The sequence below is a fragment of the Agrobacterium sp. LY4 genome, from assembly GCF_001526585.1.
GTDB classification, from domain to species: domain Bacteria; phylum Pseudomonadota; class Alphaproteobacteria; order Rhizobiales; family Rhizobiaceae; genus Agrobacterium; species Agrobacterium leguminum.
This window is the reverse complement of the sequence record NZ_ASYA01000010.1, coordinates 78,969-93,210: the sequence shown is the minus strand read 5'-3', so window position 1 is coordinate 93,210 and position 14,242 is coordinate 78,969. Positions and strand designations below refer to the sequence as shown.

General features: G+C 60.8%; 17 protein-coding genes. 14 read left to right on the top strand and 3 right to left on the bottom strand.

The genetic code is table 11. The features are described 5' to 3' along the window. Positions 1 to 192: 192 nt before the first annotated feature. Positions 193 to 1,134 carry a pca operon transcription factor PcaQ gene (gene pcaQ, locus L904_RS10055; protein WP_035262646.1) on the bottom strand — a complete coding sequence of 314 codons (942 nt, stop codon included), beginning with the start codon at positions 1,132 to 1,134 and terminating at the stop codon, positions 193 to 195. A gap of 94 nt (positions 1,135 to 1,228) precedes the next feature. Here pcaQ and pcaD point away from each other — a divergent pair, with 94 nt between their 5' ends. From pcaD to aroQ, 12 genes are all read left to right on the top strand, one after another. Then, a complete protein-coding gene (pcaD, locus tag L904_RS10050; protein WP_035262648.1) occupies positions 1,229 to 2,026 on the top strand; it encodes a 3-oxoadipate enol-lactonase in 798 nt (265 codons plus the stop codon). A gap of 3 nt (positions 2,027 to 2,029) precedes the next feature. Continuing rightward, on the top strand, positions 2,030 to 2,479 hold the full coding sequence (gene pcaC / locus L904_RS10045; protein WP_020811506.1) for a 4-carboxymuconolactone decarboxylase: 450 nt from the start codon (positions 2,030 to 2,032) through the stop codon (positions 2,477 to 2,479). Beyond that, positions 2,476 to 3,216: a protocatechuate 3,4-dioxygenase subunit beta gene (gene pcaH / locus L904_RS10040; RefSeq protein WP_003505508.1), complete on the top strand. Its 741-nt coding sequence runs from the start codon at positions 2,476 to 2,478 to the stop codon at positions 3,214 to 3,216. Before pcaC ends, pcaH begins: the two co-directional genes overlap by 4 nt. 2 nt (positions 3,217 to 3,218) lie before the next feature. After that, positions 3,219 to 3,839, top strand: a complete 621-nt coding sequence (gene pcaG, locus L904_RS10035; protein WP_020811505.1) for a protocatechuate 3,4-dioxygenase subunit alpha — start codon at positions 3,219 to 3,221, stop codon at positions 3,837 to 3,839. A 68-nt stretch (positions 3,840 to 3,907) separates the two neighbouring features. After that, positions 3,908 to 4,969, top strand: coding sequence for a 3-carboxy-cis,cis-muconate cycloisomerase (locus L904_RS10030; protein ID WP_020811504.1), 1,062 nt, complete (start codon positions 3,908 to 3,910; stop codon positions 4,967 to 4,969). Between the two features lie 472 nt (positions 4,970 to 5,441). Then, positions 5,442 to 6,110 carry an amino acid ABC transporter permease gene (locus L904_RS10025; RefSeq protein ID WP_020811502.1) on the top strand — a complete coding sequence of 223 codons (669 nt, stop codon included), beginning with the start codon at positions 5,442 to 5,444 and terminating at the stop codon, positions 6,108 to 6,110. A 10-nt stretch (positions 6,111 to 6,120) separates the two neighbouring features. Then, positions 6,121 to 6,771, top strand: a complete 651-nt coding sequence (locus L904_RS10020; RefSeq protein ID WP_035262651.1) for an amino acid ABC transporter permease — start codon at positions 6,121 to 6,123, stop codon at positions 6,769 to 6,771. 41 nt (positions 6,772 to 6,812) lie between these two features. Beyond that, complete coding sequence (locus tag L904_RS10015; protein WP_020810443.1) at positions 6,813 to 7,652, top strand: transporter substrate-binding domain-containing protein; 840 nt, start codon at positions 6,813 to 6,815, stop codon at positions 7,650 to 7,652. A 35-nt stretch (positions 7,653 to 7,687) separates the two neighbouring features. Further along, positions 7,688 to 8,527: a transporter substrate-binding domain-containing protein gene (locus tag L904_RS10010; protein WP_020810444.1), complete on the top strand. Its 840-nt coding sequence runs from the start codon at positions 7,688 to 7,690 to the stop codon at positions 8,525 to 8,527. Between the two features lie 30 nt (positions 8,528 to 8,557). Then, positions 8,558 to 9,316, top strand: coding sequence for an amino acid ABC transporter ATP-binding protein (locus L904_RS10005; RefSeq protein ID WP_003505500.1), 759 nt, complete (start codon positions 8,558 to 8,560; stop codon positions 9,314 to 9,316). Between the two features lie 72 nt (positions 9,317 to 9,388). Beyond that, positions 9,389 to 10,258: a shikimate dehydrogenase gene (locus L904_RS10000; protein WP_031233939.1), complete on the top strand. Its 870-nt coding sequence runs from the start codon at positions 9,389 to 9,391 to the stop codon at positions 10,256 to 10,258. Further along, the gene (gene aroQ / locus L904_RS09995) at positions 10,255 to 10,698 is read left to right on the top strand and encodes a type II 3-dehydroquinate dehydratase (protein ID WP_020810446.1); all 444 of its coding nucleotides are present in this window, start codon (positions 10,255 to 10,257) and stop codon (positions 10,696 to 10,698) included. Before L904_RS10000 ends, aroQ begins: the two co-directional genes overlap by 4 nt. On the opposite strand, the gene L904_RS09990 is transcribed toward aroQ, so the two are convergent. After that, on the bottom strand, positions 10,673 to 11,365 hold the full coding sequence (locus tag L904_RS09990; RefSeq protein ID WP_020810447.1) for a TetR/AcrR family transcriptional regulator: 693 nt from the start codon (positions 11,363 to 11,365) through the stop codon (positions 10,673 to 10,675). The genes aroQ and L904_RS09990 overlap by 26 nt on opposite strands. Positions 11,366 to 11,484: 119 nt before the next feature. Between L904_RS09990 and L904_RS09985 the strand changes: the two genes are divergently transcribed. Then, a complete protein-coding gene (locus L904_RS09985) occupies positions 11,485 to 13,386 on the top strand; it encodes a bifunctional sugar phosphate isomerase/epimerase/4-hydroxyphenylpyruvate dioxygenase family protein (RefSeq protein WP_031233940.1) in 1,902 nt (633 codons plus the stop codon). Positions 13,387 to 13,463: 77 nt separating this feature from the next. Here L904_RS09985 and L904_RS09980 read toward each other — a convergent pair whose 3' ends face one another. After that, entirely contained in the window at positions 13,464 to 13,766 is a 303-nt protein-coding gene (locus L904_RS09980) for a putative quinol monooxygenase (RefSeq protein ID WP_080657539.1), read from the bottom strand. Positions 13,767 to 13,976: 210 nt separating this feature from the next. On the opposite strand from L904_RS09980, the gene L904_RS28100 reads away from it, so the two are divergent. Continuing rightward, the gene (locus L904_RS28100; RefSeq protein ID WP_157086935.1) at positions 13,977 to 14,114 is read left to right on the top strand and encodes a hypothetical protein; all 138 of its coding nucleotides are present in this window, start codon (positions 13,977 to 13,979) and stop codon (positions 14,112 to 14,114) included. Positions 14,115 to 14,242: the final 128 nt, after the last annotated feature.

Below are 14,242 nucleotides of genomic sequence, written 5' to 3'. Positions count from 1 at the left end.
CCCCAGACACGCGGCTTTTATCTCTACCGTTTCCCCATCCGTCACCCCGGACCTGATCCGGGGTCCAGCGCGATCAAGTCATTGATCGCAAGAGACTCTTTTCACGGCGCAGACGCACCATGGCTGGATTCCGGCTCAAGGCCGGAATGACGGAGGAGAGGTTCTCAGACTTTTCCGACCCCCACCCTCATCTCAAGAACCAACCTCCGCCCTACCATCCAGCAACTCACCCGCCGCCTCGCGAATAGCCTGCATCAGCAGCGAAAGCGGCAGTGAGGGCTGCATATCGGTCCTCACCGTCAGCCCCACCGGGCCGCTGGTATCGCCGGTCTCGACCGGCAGGATCGCGAGGATGCCATCCGCCACATCCGCCGCCACCACGCCTTCCGAGATGATCCAGATCGCATCGCTGGTGCGCAGGAAGGCGCGGCCGAAGGCGTCGGATACGGTTTCGATGCGGATCGGCAGGGCCGGCACGCCGTTGGCGATCAAAAACTGCTCGACGACAGGGCCGATGACCGATTGGCGTGTCGGCATCAGCACGGGATATTCATGCAGGTGATCGAACACCGAAAGGCCGGGTGACAACAGCGGGTGCCCGGCGCGCACCACGAAGCGCACCTTTTCCGAATAGAGATGCTCGAAGGAAAAACCTGCCATTTTCTGCGGTGCGGCCAGACGGCCGACAACAAGATCGAGATCGCCGACACGCAGTTGTTCCAGCAGCACGGCGTTTTCGCCCGTCACGATCTTCACCGGGCTGCCGGTTCTCTCGGCCAAAAAACCGGCCATCGCCTTCGGCATGATGCGAACAGACACCGTGGGCAGCGCGCCAACCCGCACCGGCGGACCGGCGCGCGCCGCCTCCTGCGATACCGAATCGACCGCCTGCCTGAGCGCCGTCATCGTCGCGCCGGCATGGCGCAGGAACACCTCGCCATAACGGCTGATGCGGATGCCGCGCCCCTCCCGGTCGAACAGCGAGACGCCGAGAATATCTTCCAGTTCACGGATCGTCTTCGTCACCGCCGGCTGGCTGACATGCAGGATTTCCGCAGCGCGGATGACGCTCTTTTGCCGCGCCACCTCCACGAAAGTTTGCAGGTGGCGGAACTTGATACGCTGATCGACCATCGCTCATATAATCCACAGGTTATGATTTTCATCGATAATGTCATTTTACTTAACCGGAACCCGCTTGCAATATCCCCGGCAGGAGGAGCACATCATGCATTTTCTGCGCTGCGGCGAGACCGTGATCCATTACCGCGTCAAGGGATTGGACACAGGCAAGCCGGTCATCGCCTTCATCAATTCGCTCGGCACCGATTTCCGCATCTGGGATGCGGTGATCGAAGCACTCGGCGATGATTATGCCTATGTGCTGCACGACAAGCGCGGCCACGGGCTCTCGGATGTCGGGCACGCTCCCTATTCCATCGACGATCATGCCGGCGATCTGACCGCACTCCTCGACCATCTTGGCGTGAAGAGCGCGATCATCTGGGGCCTGTCGGTCGGCGGCCTGATTGCGCAGGGGCTTTATGCCCGCCGTCCCGATCTGGTGCGCGCGCTGGTGCTCAGCAACACCGCCCACAGGATCGGCACGGCCGAGATGTGGAACGCCCGTATCGACAAGATCGCCGCAGATGGCCTCGTCTCGCTGGTCGATCCCGTGATGGAGCGCTGGTTTACACCCGCCTTCCGTAAGCCTGACAATGCCGCCTATGCCGGCGCGCGCAACATGCTCTCGCAACAGCCGGAAGCCGGCTATAGCGGCACCTGCGCCGCCATCCGCGATGCGGATTTTACCGAAGCCGCCGGGCGCATCGCCGTGCCGACGCTTTGCGTGGCGGGCGATCAGGATGGCTCCACCCCACCGGAACTGGTGCGGTCGCTCGCGGACCTCATTCCCGCAAGCCGTCTCGTCACCATCGCCGGCTGCGGCCACATTCCCTGCCTTGAACAGCCGCTCGCCTACGCGCAGGCAGCCTCCATTTTTCTCAAGACCTTGCCGGAGCATTGACCGATGGCGGACCATATCGACAAGAACGCAAGATTCGAACAGGGCATGAAGACCCGCCGCTCCGTGCTCGGCGACGCCCATGTCGACCGGGCGCAAACCATGACGTCCGGTTTCGACCAGCCTTTCCAGCAGCTCATCACCGAAGCCGCCTGGGGCACGGTGTGGTCGGGCAACCACTGGACGAAGCGCGAGCGCTCGATGGTCACCATCGCCCTGCTTGCAGCACTCGGGCAGGACGAAGAGCTGGCCATGCATGTGCGCGCCACCGCCAATACCGGCGCCACCGAGGCGGATATTCGCGAGGCGCTGCTGCATGTGGCGATCTATGCCGGCGTGCCCGCCGCCAACCACGCTTTCAAAATCGCCAAGCTTGCCCTGGCCAGCATGAAAGCCGATAGTTCCCCTGATAATTCTGGCACCTATAATTCTGGCGATGAGGAGGAGACGAAATGAGCAATCAGCCGCCGGAAACCGGACCGTTCTTCGCACGCAACCGCGACATCCATCCGCTCGCCTATGCGCCCGGCTACAAGACCTCGATCCTGCGTTCGCCGCAGCGCGCGCTGATTTCGCTTGAGGGCACAAAAAGCGAGATCACCGGCCCCGTTTTCGGCCATGGAATGCTGAACCCGCTGGATAACGACCTCATCCTCAACTATGCCCGCCCCGGCGAAATGCCGGTCGGTCCGCGCATTCTGGTGCACGGCCGGGTGCTGGACGAGCGCGGCCGCGGCGTGGATGGCGCGCTGGTGGAATTCTGGCAGGCCAATGCCGGCGGCCGTTACCGCCACAAGAAGGAAAGCTACCTCGCCGCTATCGATCCGAATTTCGGCGGCGTCGGCCGCACCATCACGGATGAGAACGGCTATTACTGGTTCAAGACCATCCAGCCCGGCGCTTATCCCTGGCCGAACGGCGTCAATGACTGGCGGCCGGCCCATATCCATTTCTCGGTCTTCGGCCACGGGTTCGCCCAGCGGCTCATCACCCAGATGTATTTCGAAGGCGATCCGCTGATCTGGAAATGTCCGATCGTCAAAACCATTCCGGATGAGGATGCGATCAGAAGACTGATCGCGCCGCTGGACATGAATGCGACGCTGCCGATGGACATGCTGGCCTACAAGTTCGATATCGTTCTGCGCGGCCGCCGCTCGACCCTTTTCGAAAACCGCATGGAGGGCAACTGACCATGGTTCAGCCGCTCAACTATCTCAAGGAAACCGCCTCGCAGACGGCCGGCCCTTACGTGCATATCGGCTGCACGCCCAATTTCGTCGGTATCGAGGGCGTGTTCGAGAAGGATCTCGGTTCCGGTCCGCTTTATAGCGACAAGGCCCGCGGCGAACGCATCAGCGTGCGCGGCACGGTCTATGACGGTGCGGGCATGGCGCTGAAGGACGCGCTGATCGAAATCTGGCAGGCCGATACCGACGGTTATTATAACAGCCCCAGCGAAACGCGGGGCAAGGCCGATCCGAATTTCATCGGCTGGGGCCGTTCGCCCGGCGACATGGATACGGGCGAGTTCGTCTTCGAAACCATCAAGCCGGGCAAAGTGCCGTTCCGTGATGGCCGGCCGATGGCGCCGCATATCACCTTCTGGATCGTCGCCCGCGGCATCAATATCGGCTTGCAGACCCGCATGTATTTCCCGGAAGAACAGGAGGCCAATGCCGCCGACCCGGTTCTTGCCCGCATCGAGCAGAAAAGCCGCATCGCCACGCTTGTCGCCAAAAAAGAGGAAGGCAACGTCTATCGTTTCGATATCCGCCTTCAGGGCGAAGGCGAAACCGTGTTTTTCGATATCTGACGCATATCGCGCAAAAGTGTGCAGCGGTTTTGCGACGACGATATGCGCAAAAGAAAGCGAGACGGAAGATGAGCCTTTCCCCCTTCGAGCATCCGTTTTTGTCAGGCCTCTTCGGCGACAGCGAGATCGTCGAGCTGTTTTCGGCAAGAGCGGATATCGACGCCATGGTCCGTTTCGAGACGGGGCTGGCGCAGGCGGAAGCGCAGGCCGGCATCATCCCCGAGGAGGCGGCGGAAGCGATCATTTCGCGGCTTTCGGATTTTGCCGCCGATATGACGGCGCTTCGCCATGGCGTCGCGAAGGACGGCGTCGTGGTTCCCGAACTCATCCGGCAGATGCGCGCGGCGGTCGCCGGTCAGGCGGCGGAGAGCGTGCATTTCGGCGCCACCAGCCAGGATGTCATCGATACCAGCCTGATGTTGCGGCTGAAGGCTGCGGCGGAAATCATCTCGGCCCGGCTCGGCCGCCTGATCGATACGCTGGGAGACCTTGCCTCCCGCGACGGCCACAACCCGCTGACGGGCTATACCCGCATGCAGGCCGCCATCGGCATCACCGTCGCCGACCGGGCGGCGAGCTGGACTGCGCCGCTGGAACGCCACCTGCTGCGGCTCGAAAGTTTTACGCAGAGCGGCTTCGCCCTGCAATTCGGCGGGGCGGCCGGCACGCTGGAAAAGCTTGGCGACAATGCCGCAGCGGTGCGTGCCGATCTCGCAAAACGGCTCGGCCTTGCCGACAGGCCGCAATGGCAGAGCCAGCGCGACGGCATCGCCGAATTCGCCAATCTGCTCTCGCTGATCACCGGCGCGCTCGGCAAGTTCGGGCAGGATATTGCGCTGATGGCCGAGCTCGGTGCGGAAATCCGCCTCTCCGGCGGCGGCGGCTCCTCGGCCATGCCGCACAAACAGAACCCGGTCAATGCCGAAGCGCTGGTGACGCTCGCACGCTTCAATGCCGTGCAGATATCCGCCCTGCACCAGTCGCTCGTGCACGAACAGGAAAGATCCGGCGCGGGCTGGATGCTGGAATGGCTGTCGCTGCCGCAAATGGTGACAGCAACGGGCGCCTCGCTGCTGATCGCCGAGCGATTGGCCGAGCAGATAGACAGGCTGGGCACAGGCGAAAACTAGAGCATTTCCAGGAAAAGTGGAGCCCGGTTTTCCGTCCGGAAATGCGTCAAAACAAAGAGGTGGAGTGTTTTCGCGGTTCGAAGAAAAGCGAAAAAACTCCAGCCGCAGGGCCGGTCGATTTCGTGCGCAGACAGGGTTTTCGGGCACTGCCGAACGGCGGGCCGGAAGCAGCATGACGACGCGTGGAAAGCGCTTGCGCTTTTCCGCATTAGTCATTGATAAAAAAGACTTTATTCAGAAATCCAGAAAATGAAAAAACAGCATGAAAGCTGCTTTTTAACCGGACATGACGCTTGACACAAAAATGAACTAACTGGTACAAACATTAAGATTAACAGCCTGCCGCCGACAGGGGTTTTGAAGCCTGCAGCGGCAGTGAACGACAAATGGAGGGCTTTGGCGCCGCAAGGTTTCCAAAGCGATGCGGACAAGGCGAAACGCCTGTCCGGACCCGAACGGGTTGGGAGGAAGAATGTCTTACAGTCTCGATTTTTCGGCGGTCATAGAGCGCCTTCCCGAGCTGCTTTTAGCCTGTCTGGCGACGATCGGCCTTGCGATTGCCGGCATGTCGCTCGCCACCGTCATCGGCGTTCTGGGCGTCGTCGCCCGCCGCTCGCGGTTCAAGCTGCTGCGCGGCCTCGTCATCGGTTTTGTGGAAACAATCCGCAACACGCCGTTTCTGGTGCAGATATTCTTCATCTTCTTCGCCCTGCCGCAGATCGGCATCAAGCTCAACCCGACGGTAACGGCCATCATTGCGCTGGCTCTGAACGGCGGCGCCTATGCGATTGAAATCATTCGCGGCGGGGTCGATTCCATTCCCAAGGGCCAGGTGGAGGCGGGGCTTGCGCTCGGCCTTCACCGTGCGCAGATCTTCCGGCACATCATCCTGAAGCCGGCGCTGCGGGCGGTCTATCCCTCGCTCACCAGCCAGTTCATCATGCTGACGCTGACCACCTCGGTCTGCACCTCGATCGCCGCTTACGAGCTGACCTCGGTGGCGCAGAAGATCGAGGCGGATACCTTCCGGTCCTTCGAGGTCTATTTCTCGATCACGCTGCTTTATCTGGTCATTTCCTCGCTGATGATGGGCATTTTCTCGCTCATCTCCCGCGCATCCTTCAGCTATCCGGTCAAGTGAGGAAAAGACAATGGCATCCATCGGTCCCAACGAACTCTTCTTCCTGCTGCAAGGCCTGAAATGGACGCTTGCGCTGACCATCATCGGCTTTATCGGCGGCGGCGTCTTCGGCCTTTGCGTGGCGCTTGCCCGCGTCGCGGACAGCCCGGCAATCCAGCGCGCCAGCACCGGTTACATCGCCGTCTTTCAGGGCACGCCGCTCCTGATGCAGCTTTTCGTGGTCTATTACGGCGTGGCGCTTGCGGGCCTCAATGTCGATGCCTGGATTGCGGTCGCCATCGCTTTTACGCTGCATGCCAGCGCCTTCCTCGGCGAAATCTGGCGCGGCGGCATCCAGGCGGTGCCGAAGGGCCAGACGGAAGCCGCCAATGCGCTCGGCCTGCATTATATCTCGCGCATGAAGGACGTGGTTCTGCCGCAGGCCTTCAAGATTTCGCTGCCGGCCACCATCGGTTTCCTCGTGCAGCTTATCAAGGGCACCTCGCTTGCGGCCATTGTCGGCTTCGTCGAGCTGTCGCGCGCCGGCCAGATCGTCTCCAACCAGACGTTCCGCCCGCTCACCGTCTTCGCCCTCGTCGGCGTCATCTATTTCCTGATCTGCTGGCCGCTTTCCCTGTGGGGCGCCAGCGTTGAAAAGCGGCTGCAGACCGCAACCCGCTAAATCCATGAAGACCTCATCAGCTTTGTAAGGAGGAGCAAAAGATGAAAACCACCAGCATGAAATTCTCTCGTCGCGCCCTGCTCGCGCTTGCCGCGGCAACGGTTGCCCTGCCCTTCGTCGCACCGGTCGATGCTTTCGCCGGCACGGTGGAAGAGGCCAAGGCCAAGGGCAAGGTCGTCATCGGCATTCAGGGTGACAACTCGCCGTGGGGCTTCGTCAATTCCAGCGGTGTGCAGGATGGCCTCGATGCGGATATCGGCAAGGCCTTTGCCGATTATCTCGGCGTCAAGGTTGAGTTCGTACCGCTCGCCGTGGCCAACCGCATTCCCGCTTTGCTGACCGGCAAGGTCGACCTCTTGTTCGCAACCATGGGCATGACGGCCGAACGCGCCAAGACCATTCAATATTCCAAGCCCTATGCCGGCAACGTGCTTTCCGTCTACGGCCCCAAGGACAAGAAGATCGGCGGTTATGACGATCTGACCGGTATCGCCGTCGGCGTTCCGAAGTCCAGCGCCATGGATACGGCGATCACCGCCGGCGCAGGTTCCAAGGCCAATATCCTGCGCTTCGACGATGACGCCGCCAATATTCAGGCGCTGATCTCCGGCCAGGTCGAGGTCGTCGGCGGCAACCAGTTCTACGGCGACCGCCTGAACAAGGCTGCCGAAGGCAAATATGAGCCGAAATTCGACCTGACGACGCTTTACAACGGCGCCGGTACCCGCCCCGGTGAAAAGGACTGGAACGAGACCGTCAACGCCTTCCTCGACAAGATCAAGTCCGACGGCCAGCTCGCCAAGATCTACGACAAGTGGATGAAGCGCGAAGTCCCGGCCTTCCCGGACAGCCTGCCCGACATCCCGTTCACCGTGAAGTAACGGCGGGTTCCGTCTGGATTTGGGAGGAGCAAACAATGAGAATCTTGAAAACCCTGACGGGTTGGCGAGCAACCCTTGCAGCGGGACTGACGGCAGCTTTGCTGCCGGTTCTGACGCCGGTGGCGGCAGATGCGAGAACGCTTGACGAGGCAAAAGCCAGCGGCAAGGTCGTGATCGGTATCCAGGGCGATAATGCGCCCTGGGGTTTCATCAATTCCACCGGCGTTCAGGAGGGTTATGACGCCGATCTCGCAAAGGGATTTGCGGATTATCTGGGGCTGAAGGTGGAATTTGTGCCGCTTGCCGTCGCCAACCGCATCCCTTCGCTTCGCACCGGCAAGGTCGATGCGCTGTTCGCATCGATGGGAATGACGCCGGAGCGGGCGAAGAACGTGCAATATGCGCAGCCCTACGCGCATAATGTCATGTCGGTCTATGCCACCAAGGACAAGAAGATCGCCGGTTTCGACGATCTGACCGGAATGACCGTCGGCGCACCGAAATCCAGCCCGATGGATACGGCCTTGACCGCAGGGGCTGGCACCAAGGCGAATATCCTTCGCTTCGATGACGATGCCGCCACCATTCAGGCGATCCTGTCGGGCCAGATCGAGGCGATCGGCGGTAACCAGTTCTATGGCGACCGTCTCGCGGCTGCCGGCGGCAAGGATTACGAGGTGAAGTTCGACCTCGTGACCCTCTACAACAGCGCCGCCACACGCCCCGGCGAAAAGGACTGGAACGAAGCGCTGAACGCCTATCTGGACAAGATCAAGGCCAATGGCGACCTCGAAAAAGTCTACGCCAAATGGATGAAGCGCCCGGTGCCGCAGTTCCCGGCTTCGCTTCCCGACATTCCCTACACCGTCAACTAACACTGCTGCCAAAGCATGAAGGAAAGTTCCATGCCGCAATCCGCCGCTCAGGCTCCGCTGATCGCCCTTGAAGGGGTGGGAAAGTGGTATGGAGCCTTCCACGCGCTTAAAAACGTCAACATGACGGTTCGCAAAGGCGAAAAAATCGTTCTTTGCGGGCCGTCCGGTTCGGGCAAATCCACGCTCATCCGCTGTATCAACCATCTGGAGGAAATCCAGGAGGGCAAGATCACGGTCGAGGGAACGACGCTGTCGGATTCCAGCCGGGCCATCGATGCGGTTCGCCGCGAGGTGGGCATGGTGTTCCAGAGCTTCAATCTCTTCCCGCACAAGACCATCATGGAAAACTGCACGCTTGCGCCCATGCGGGTGAAGGGCCTGTCGAAAGCCGATGCGGAGGCGACGGCGCGCAAATATCTGGAGCGCGTGCGCATTCTCAACCAGGCAGACAAGTACCCGGCCCAGCTTTCCGGCGGCCAGCAGCAGCGCGCGGCCATCGCCCGGGCGCTGTGCATGGAGCCGAAGGCCATGCTGTTCGATGAGCCGACCTCGGCGCTCGACCCGGAAATGGTGAAGGAAGTGCTCGACACCATGATCGGCCTTGCCCGCGACGGCATGACGATGATCTGCGTGACCCATGAAATGGGCTTTGCACGGCAGGTGGCCGACAGGGTGATCTTCATGTCGGAAGGCGAGATCATCGAGGAAGGCCCGCCGGAAGAATTCTTCCGCGATCCCAAGCACCAGCGCACGCGCACGTTCCTCGGCGAAATTCTCGCCCACCACTGAGGTTCGCGCGCTCTTAAGACAGGCGGGGATAATCCCGCCTCTCCCACACCGTCCGATGAGCGACACGTGATCATGACAGAGAAAACTTCCTTCAAGGTCGGCCTGATTGGCGCCGATATACAGCTTTCAAAATCGCCCGCGCTGCACATGCGCGAAGGGGCGGCGCACGGCCTCGATTATTCCTACGAGCTGGTGGATGTCACCGCCCGCAAGCTGCCGTCGAGCGCCCTTCCCGACCTGCTGGACGAGCTGGAAGCGCGCGGTTTTTCCGGCACCAACATCACCCATCCCTTCAAGCAGGCCGTTATTCCGCATCTGCACGAACTGTCGGACGATGCCCGCATGCTGGGCGCAGTCAATACGGTCGTCTTCCGGGACGGACGCCGCATCGGCCACAACACCGACTGGTACGGCTTTTACGAAAGCTTCGTGCGCGGCCTGCCGGATGCGCGGCGTGACCGGGCGCTTCTGGTCGGCGCGGGTGGCGCTGGCGTTGCGGTGGCCCATGCCGCATTGAAGCTCGATATCGCCCGCCTCGACATTTTCGACCGGGATTTCCCAAGGGCGGAGCAACTGGCCCGGGAACTCAATGCCCGCTTCGGCGAGGGCCGCGCGCTTGCCGTCAAAGACCCCGCCGCCTCCCTGCCCTTTGCCGATGGCCTGATCCACGCCACGCCGATGGGCATGCCGGCCCATCCCGGCATGCCGGTTCCGGCCGATCTCATCGAACGGCGGCACTGGGTGGCCGATATCGTCTATATGCCGCTTGTCACCGAATTGCTGGCGACGGCGGCGAAAAAGGGCTGTCGCACCCTGCCCGGCGGCGGCATGACCGTGTTTCAGGCCGTCGGTGCATTCCGCCTCTTCTGCGGCCGCGAGCCGGATGCCGGGCGCATGACGGCGCATTTCACCGAGCTTTGTATGGCGGAGGGCGTCGCATGAGCCTTTTTACTGTTCTGAACGGTCCCAACCTCAACCTGCTCGGCCAGCGCCAGCCGGAAATCTATGGTTATGAAACGCTCGCCGATATCGAGGCCAATTGCCGTGGGATCGCCGAAAGCGCGGGCCACGATTTGTTTTTTGCCCAGAGCAACCGGGAATATGAGCTGATCGACTGGATTCACGAAGCCCGCGGCAAGTCCGCGGGCATTGTCATCAATCCCGGCGCCTTTACCCACACCTCGGTCGCGATCCTCGATGCGCTCAATGCCTTCGAGGGGCCGGTGATCGAGGTGCATATTTCCAACATCCACAAACGCGAGGTTTTCCGGCACCACTCCTATATCTCGACCCGCGCCGAAGGCGTAATCGCCGGCCTCGGCGTCGATGGCTATGAGGTGGCGCTGCGCCACCTCATCAATCGCCTTTCCCGATCCGCGTAATATGCTCGGGCATCAATACATAGCGCAGCAACATCTCCGCCACATGCGCAGACAGCGCTTCCTGGCCGGCCTCGCTAAAAAGCGTGTCGCCAAAATTGAACGAAAAAGTCTCGGTGTTCGAGACGTTATAAAAAGACAAAGCACTGATCTGCCAATGCAGTTCAAGAGCGTCCAGTCCGGGCCGAAACACGCCGGCATCCTGCCCGCGCTTCAATATTCGGCGCATGATTTCAATGGCCGGTCGGTTGACGTTGCGGATCGCTTCGGAAACCCTGATGTGCCTGCCGTGGTGAATGTTTTCCGTCATCACCATCCGCACGAAAGCGGGGTTGCGGCGGTGGTGCTCGAAGGTAAACCGACAGAGCTTCTCAAGTGCGGCGACCGGCTCGAGATCATCCAGCTCAAGACTACCTTCGCCGCCGCGCACCTGCGCATAGGCTTCCTCCAGCACGCGTTTGTAAAGGCCTTCCTTGTCGCCGAAATAATAATAGATCATGCGCTTGGACGTGCGCGTGCGCGCCGCAATCTCATCGATGCGGGCGCCAGACAGGCCATTCTGCGAAAATTCCTCCATCGCGACGGAAAGAATATCCCGGCGCACCCCTTCCGGATCGCGCTTCGCCTGCCGGGTATCGCGGGTGCCTTTGGAGGTCGTGCTTTTGCTCATGCTTCATTCCCTGGACGGGGCTGGCCTCTGGCTGCGTCCCCTTTATTAACCAATCAGTACATAAGGCTGAAAAGGAAGGCAATATGGCGAGCTATGACACAATAAGACACGGCATGCCAATGCGCACATCCATTGCAACCGTATCGATCAGCGGCGAATTCCCCGAAAAGCTGGCGGCCATCGCCAAAGCGGGCTTTTCCGGCGTTGAGATTTTCGAAAACGATTTCCTGACCTACGACGCCTCGCCGCGCGAGGTGAAAGCGCTGGCCGCCGATCACGGGCTGGATATCACCCTTTTCCAGCCGTTCCGCGATTTCGAGGGCATGCCGGAGCCGCACCGGAGCCGCGCTTTTGAAAGGGCCGAGCGCAAATTCGACATCATGGGCGAACTCGGCACCGACCTGATGCTGATCTGCTCGAATGTCTCGCCGGTCTCGCTCGGCGGCATCGACCGCGCCGCCGCCGATTTCCATCAGCTCGGGGAGCTTGCGGCAAAACATGGCGTGCGCGTCGGTTACGAGGCGCTGGCCTGGGGCCGCCATATCAGCGATCACCGCGACGCCTGGGAAGTGGTGCGCCGCGCCGATCACGCCAATGTCGGCATCATCCTCGATAGTTTCCACACGCTGTCGCGCAAGATCGACCCGAATTCGATCCGCTCCATTCCTGGCGACAAAATCTTCATCGTGCAGCTTGCCGATGCGCCGCTGATCGACATGGACCTGCTTTACTGGAGCCGCCACTTCCGCAACATGCCGGGCGAAGGCGATCTGCCGGTGGTGGATTTCATGCGCGCCGTGGCCGCAACCGGCTATAACGGCCCGCTGTCGCTCGAAATCTTCAACGACCAGTTCCGTGGCGGCTCGGCCCGGCTGCTGGCCGAAGACGGCCACCGCTCGCTCATCAACCTGATGGACCAGGTGCGCCGTCTCGAACCCGATATCCGCATCGATGTGCCCGCCATGCCGGAACGGGTGGAGACGGAAGGCGTGGAATTCGTCGAATTCACCACAGCACCGGAAGAAAAGCCCAATCTGGAAGCCCTTCTCGCCACGCTCGGCTTTGAAAACACCGCCCGGCACCGCAATCGCGATGTCGATCTTTATACGCAGGGCGATATTCGCATCGTCATCAATACAAGCGATGGCGGCGACAGCTTCGCGGGAGCCTCCTATTCCATCCACGGCACCAATGCCTATGCCTTCGGGCTGAAGGTGGATAATGCCGCAGCAGCACTGGCGCGGGCCGAAGCATTGGGTGCGCCAACCTTCGCCGAACCGCGCAAGTCAGGCGAAGTCGCCGTTCCCGCCATTCAGGGCGTGGGCAACGGCGTCATCTATTTCCTCGATGCTTCACCAGAGCTTTCCTCCATATGGGACAATGAATTCGTGCCGACGGAAGGCCGAACGCCGGAAGGCGACGCCGGCCTCAGGCGGATCGATCATCTTGCGCAAACAACGCATTACGATGAAATGCTGACCTGGCTTTTATTTTACACCTCGCTGTTTGCGACGCGGCGCACGCCGATGGTCGATGTGGTCGATCCGGGCGGGCTGGTGCGCAGCCAGGCGATTGAAAGCATGCCCTCACCGCATTTCCGCCTGACAATGAACGGTGCGGACAATCGCAAGACTTTCGCCGGCAAATTTCTGGCCGAGGGCTTCGGCACCAGCATCCAGCACATCGCGTTTGCCACCGACGATATCTTCGCCACCGCAAAAGCCTTGCAGGCGCGCGGTTTCCACGCCCTGCCGATCTCGCGCAATTATTACGACGATCTGGAAGCCCGTTTCGGGCTGGAGCCGGAGTTTTCGGACGCGCTCCGGGCCGCGAGCATTCTTTATGACCGCGACGACAATGGCGAATATTTCCAGATCTACAGCCGCACCTTCGGCGAGGGTTTCTTCTTCGAAATCATCGAAAGACGCGGAGCCTATGGCGGTTATGGCGCGATGAACGCCCCCTTCCGCATCGCCGCGCAAAGACGGCTTGCGCCGCCGGTCGGCATGCCGAAGGAATAAATCCCGGCACCGAAATACGATCTGGGAAACCCGATCAGGCCGCAGCCGGCAGGAATGCCGCTGCGGCCTGTTCTCATTCACGCCAATGTCGTTATCTCGTAGTCGCGTGGAATGGCGGAGGTCGCCGTGAACCACTCGGACGCCCGTGTCCGCTGCTGATGGAAATCGAAGGCGGCACGGTCGGCAAAAAGCTCATCTACCTGCCAGATCAGGGGATCGTCTGTCTCGGACACCTCGAAGGAAAGACAGCCGGGTTCCGCTCTGGTCAGACGCAGATGTTCGGGAAGGTGGCGTCGCACCAGTTCGACATCATCCTTGGACAAGCACCGTAAAAAGCCCCTCAGCCTGACTGCACCTGCCTTGTTGTTCATGCCCGGCATTCCCATTCCTCATCGTTCTTCCCAAGGGTTTTTAGCGACAATAATCGTGGAATACACGCATCATTGCGAAGCATTCTTCAGGAATGCGCGCTCAAAATCGGTGCAGCTGCGCATTTGTAGAGCAGTACACAAAAATTGTTCAACACTCTGGACATGATTGTTCGGTTTTGTTAGCTTTTTCGCAAAACAAGGGTGGGGAATTAGAGTTACATGCGCATCGTCGAATCTGCGGCCGACGCAAATCATCCGGCCGGTACCGATGAGGTTGCCTGCGGCGCTTCGGTGACATCGAATGTGCTGTGTCCGCGGGCGACGTCCAATGCGCATTTTGCCGATAAAGCGGCCTGAAGACATGCAGTTCTTCGCAACATCCCCGTCCTTGCCCATGGCGTCGCCCAGCACGCGCCTGCCCGAGACATTTTTCCCTTCCTCATTTTCACATGGCCGCGCCAGCTTTGCCGCGCAGGCCACGCCGG

Coding starts and splice junctions, on each gene's coding strand:
- L904_RS10030 (WP_020811504.1), top strand. CDS start 3,908: ATGAGCCTTTCCCCCTTCGAGCATCCGTTTTTGTCAGGCCTCTTCGGC.
- pcaC (WP_020811506.1), top strand. CDS start 2,030: ATGGCGGACCATATCGACAAGAACGCAAGATTCGAACAGGGCATGAAG.
- L904_RS10010 (WP_020810444.1), top strand. CDS start 7,688: ATGAGAATCTTGAAAACCCTGACGGGTTGGCGAGCAACCCTTGCAGCG.
- aroQ (WP_020810446.1), top strand. CDS start 10,255: ATGAGCCTTTTTACTGTTCTGAACGGTCCCAACCTCAACCTGCTCGGC.
- L904_RS10025 (WP_020811502.1), top strand. CDS start 5,442: ATGTCTTACAGTCTCGATTTTTCGGCGGTCATAGAGCGCCTTCCCGAG.
- L904_RS28100 (WP_157086935.1), top strand. CDS start 13,977: ATGCGCATCGTCGAATCTGCGGCCGACGCAAATCATCCGGCCGGTACC.
- L904_RS09985 (WP_031233940.1), top strand. CDS start 11,485: ATGCGCACATCCATTGCAACCGTATCGATCAGCGGCGAATTCCCCGAA.
- L904_RS10005 (WP_003505500.1), top strand. CDS start 8,558: ATGCCGCAATCCGCCGCTCAGGCTCCGCTGATCGCCCTTGAAGGGGTG.
- L904_RS10015 (WP_020810443.1), top strand. CDS start 6,813: ATGAAAACCACCAGCATGAAATTCTCTCGTCGCGCCCTGCTCGCGCTT.
- L904_RS10020 (WP_035262651.1), top strand. CDS start 6,121: ATGGCATCCATCGGTCCCAACGAACTCTTCTTCCTGCTGCAAGGCCTG.
- pcaG (WP_020811505.1), top strand. CDS start 3,219: ATGGTTCAGCCGCTCAACTATCTCAAGGAAACCGCCTCGCAGACGGCC.
- L904_RS09990 (WP_020810447.1), bottom strand. CDS start 11,365: ATGAGCAAAAGCACGACCTCCAAAGGCACCCGCGATACCCGGCAGGCG.
- pcaQ (WP_035262646.1), bottom strand. CDS start 1,134: ATGGTCGATCAGCGTATCAAGTTCCGCCACCTGCAAACTTTCGTGGAG.
- pcaH (WP_003505508.1), top strand. CDS start 2,476: ATGAGCAATCAGCCGCCGGAAACCGGACCGTTCTTCGCACGCAACCGC.
- L904_RS10000 (WP_031233939.1), top strand. CDS start 9,389: ATGACAGAGAAAACTTCCTTCAAGGTCGGCCTGATTGGCGCCGATATA.
- L904_RS09980 (WP_080657539.1), bottom strand. CDS start 13,766: ATGCCGGGCATGAACAACAAGGCAGGTGCAGTCAGGCTGAGGGGCTTT.
- pcaD (WP_035262648.1), top strand. CDS start 1,229: ATGCATTTTCTGCGCTGCGGCGAGACCGTGATCCATTACCGCGTCAAG.